5 protein-coding genes are annotated in these 2,982 nt (G+C 72.2%); 2 read left to right on the top strand and 3 right to left on the bottom strand.

The annotated features are described in order from the left end of the window. From MFF42_RS25970 to gloB, 3 genes are all read right to left on the bottom strand, one after another. On the bottom strand, positions 1–426 hold a 426-nt coding region (locus MFF42_RS25970; RefSeq protein WP_238258839.1), incomplete at its 3' end, for a site-specific integrase. Further along, complete coding sequence (locus tag MFF42_RS25975) at positions 423–575, bottom strand: histidine kinase (protein WP_108940425.1); 153 nt, start codon at positions 573–575, stop codon at positions 423–425. The genes MFF42_RS25975 and MFF42_RS25970, both read right to left, overlap by 4 nt. Before the next feature lie 167 nt (positions 576–742). Then, positions 743–1,522 carry a hydroxyacylglutathione hydrolase gene (gene gloB, locus MFF42_RS25980; RefSeq protein WP_238258840.1) on the bottom strand — a complete coding sequence of 260 codons (780 nt, stop codon included), beginning with the start codon at positions 1,520–1,522 and terminating at the stop codon, positions 743–745. 200 nt (positions 1,523–1,722) lie between these two features. On the opposite strand from gloB, the gene MFF42_RS25985 reads away from it, so the two are divergent. Together MFF42_RS25985 and MFF42_RS25990 are read left to right on the top strand one after the other, a co-directional pair. Beyond that, positions 1,723–2,457 carry a class I SAM-dependent methyltransferase gene (locus tag MFF42_RS25985; protein WP_238258842.1) on the top strand — a complete coding sequence of 245 codons (735 nt, stop codon included), beginning with the start codon at positions 1,723–1,725 and terminating at the stop codon, positions 2,455–2,457. 39 nt (positions 2,458–2,496) lie between these two features. After that, the coding region (locus MFF42_RS25990) for a MarC family protein (protein WP_238258841.1) at positions 2,497–2,982 on the top strand (486 nt) is incomplete at its 3' end.

Genomic DNA, 2,982 nt, shown 5'->3' on the forward strand with positions numbered 1-2,982 from the left:
GTCGCCCGCCGCCTCGACCCGTTCGCGCGCCGTCGCGAGCAGGCGGTCGACCTCGGCCACCGACAGGATCTTCGGCAGGCCCTTGGCCCGGCGCGGGGCGGCGACCGGCGCGGTCGGATCGGTCTCGGCGTAGCCCTCCGCGTAGAGGAAGCGGTGGAAGCCGCGGATGCAGGAGAGGCGCCGGGCCGCCGAGGACGCCTTCAGCCCGCGGGGTTCCAGGGAGGCGATGTAGGCCCGGACCTGGTCGGCCTGCGCCTCCTCGGGATCGATCCCGGCTTGCGCGAGATATCCGAGGTAGTCGTCGAGGTCGCGCCGGTAGGCCGCCAGGGTGTTGGCCGCCGCGCCGCGCTCGGCGGCGAGCATGTCGAGAAAGAGCTGGCCCGGATCCTCCGCCCCCCCAGGGGGCGCGGAACCGTCCGCGCTCATCGGTTGCCCGGCTGGAGTTTCGCGGGAGGAATGGTGACGCTCATCTCCCGCGGCGTCGGCTGGACGAAGGTCGCCAGCGCGAACATGCCGGCGAAGACGAGGCCCGCGAGGATCGCGATCGTGGCGAGGAAACGGAACAGGGTGGGCAAGGGAACCGGCCTTTCGCCGAGGCTACGCGGACGAGCGGGTCGTGTTGCGATGCGCAAAACCGTGGGCTTCGATCACACGGCACCGACCCAAAGGCAAGGTCTCGCCGAACACACGCGGCCCGGTCAATGGAACCACGGCGACACCTGATCCCGCCCGTCCACAGGCCTCAGAAGCGGTTCTTCCACAGCCGCAGGGCCGTGAACACCGCCGCCGGGTCCGAGCCCGGCTCCAGCCCGGCCGAGCGGGCGAGCACGGGCTCGCCCGCGCGCAGGAACGGGTTCGTCGCTTTCTCCTCGCCGATGGTCGAGGGGATCAGGAAACCGCCGGTCTCGGCGAGCCGCTCGGCCTGCGCCACGCGCTCCTTCAGGTCGGCGTTGTCCGGATCGGCGGCGAGCGCGAAGCGGCCGTTGGAGAGCACGTAATCGTGGCCGCTATAGACCGACGTCGCGTCGGGCAGGTCGAGGAAGCGGACCAGCGAGCGCCAGAGCGTCTCGGGCTCGGCCTCCATCACCCGGCCGCAGCCGAGGGTGAACAGGGTGTCGCCCGCGAACACCACGCCGGCATCGGCGAAGTGGTAGGTGACGTGGTCGGCGCAATGCCCCGGCGTCTCCCAGACCGCGGCCGAGAGGTTGCCGACGGTGACCGTGTCGCCTTCCCTGACGTAGCGGGCCGCGCCCGGCACCGCCGTGCGCGCCTTCTCCGGCGCGGTGACCCGCGCGCCCGTGCGCTCCACCACCGCGGGGATCCCCTCGATGTGGTCGCCGTGGCGGTGGGTGACGAGGATGTCGGTGAGCTGCCAGCCCTCCGCGTCGAGCGCGGCGAGGACGGCGTCCGCATCCGGCACGTCGATGGCGGCGCAGGCGCCGCTGGTGGAATCGCGGATCAGCACGCCGATATTGTCGCTCCGGCACAGGAAGGTGCGGATGTCGGGGGTCGCGCTCGTCATCGAAGACCCTTTCACCAGTCTGACTCTCTCACAACACCGCCGGCACGGGACCGGCAGGGAACGGGTGCATGGCGGCCACGGTTCCGGAGCCGGCGGCAGCGCCCCGCTTGCCGGATGCGCCCGCGATCCCCATTGATGCGGCACCAGCCTTGCGGCATCCGTCTCGTGGAGGACAACCGGCCGTGCCGGCACCCCATCCGATGCGCCTCGACGTCACGGATCTGCGCGCCTTCTACGCCAGTCCGCTCGGCGTCGTCACGCACCGTGTCGTCGGCCGGACGATCCACGGCTTTCTCGGCTCGGTCTCGGGGCTGCGCGTGCTCGGGCTCGGCTACGTCACGCCCTATCTCGGTCCGGTCCACGTCATCGCCGAGCGGACGCTGGCCTTCATGCCGGCGACGCAGGGCGTGGTGAACTGGCCCTCCAGCGGGCGCTCGGTGACGGCGCTCGCGGATCTCACCATGCTGCCCCTCCCCGAGGCCGCGGTCGACCGCGTCATCCTCGTCCACGCGCTCGAAGCCGTGGAGAGCCCGAGCGAACTCCTGGCCGACGTCTGGCGGGTCCTGACGCCGGGGGGGCGCCTGATCCTCGTCGTGCCCAACCGGACCGGCGTCTGGGCGCGGCGGGACGCGACGCCCTTCGGCCACGGCCAGCCCTACAGCCGCTCGCAGCTCTCGCGGCTGATGCGCGACACGCTGTTCTCGCCGGAGGGCTGGGCCGAGACCCTCTACATGCCGCCGATCCGCAGCCGATTCTGGCTCCGCACCGCCGCCGCCTGGGAGCGGTTCGGCACCGGCCTCGCCATGCCGTTCGCCGGCCTGCACGTGGTGGATGCCACCAAGCAACTGTACCGGCCGGTCGCGGTGCGGCAGGTCCGCCGCCTGGAGAGCCGCGTGCCGGCACGGGTGCTGGTGCCGGCCGGACAGCCGGGCTAAAGCCCCTCCCGTTCCCGCAGACTGCCGAGCCGGGCCCGCATGCTGGCATCCATCGGATTCGAGACCGTGCTGACGAGCTTCCTGCTCGCGCTGTCCGGCCTGTTCTCCATCGTCAACCCGATCGGCTCGGCGCTGATGTTCGCGCAGATCACCGCCGACCGCTCGCAGGGAGAGCGGGCGGAGCTGTCGCGGCGGATCGGCTTCTACGCCGCCCTGGTGATGCTCGCCGCCCTCTGGGCCGGCGCCCCGATCCTCAACTTCTTCGGCGTGTCGCTCGCCGCCCTGCGCATCGCCGGCGGCCTGTTCGTGGCGGCCTTCGCCTGGACCCTGCTCAACGCGCCCGAGACGCGGGAGGCCCGCAAGCATGCCGAGGCGTCCGAGCCCGAGGCCGGCGAGAACCTCGCCGAGATCGCCTTCTTTCCCCTCACCCTCCCCTTCACCACCGGGCCCGGCACCATCGCGGTCGCCATCGCGCTGGGCGCCAACCGGCCCTCGGAGCCGGGCCACCTCGCCGGCTTCTTCATC

It is taken from the genome of Methylorubrum podarium (genome assembly GCF_022179745.1).
Lineage (GTDB): Bacteria > Pseudomonadota > Alphaproteobacteria > Rhizobiales > Beijerinckiaceae > Methylobacterium > Methylobacterium podarium.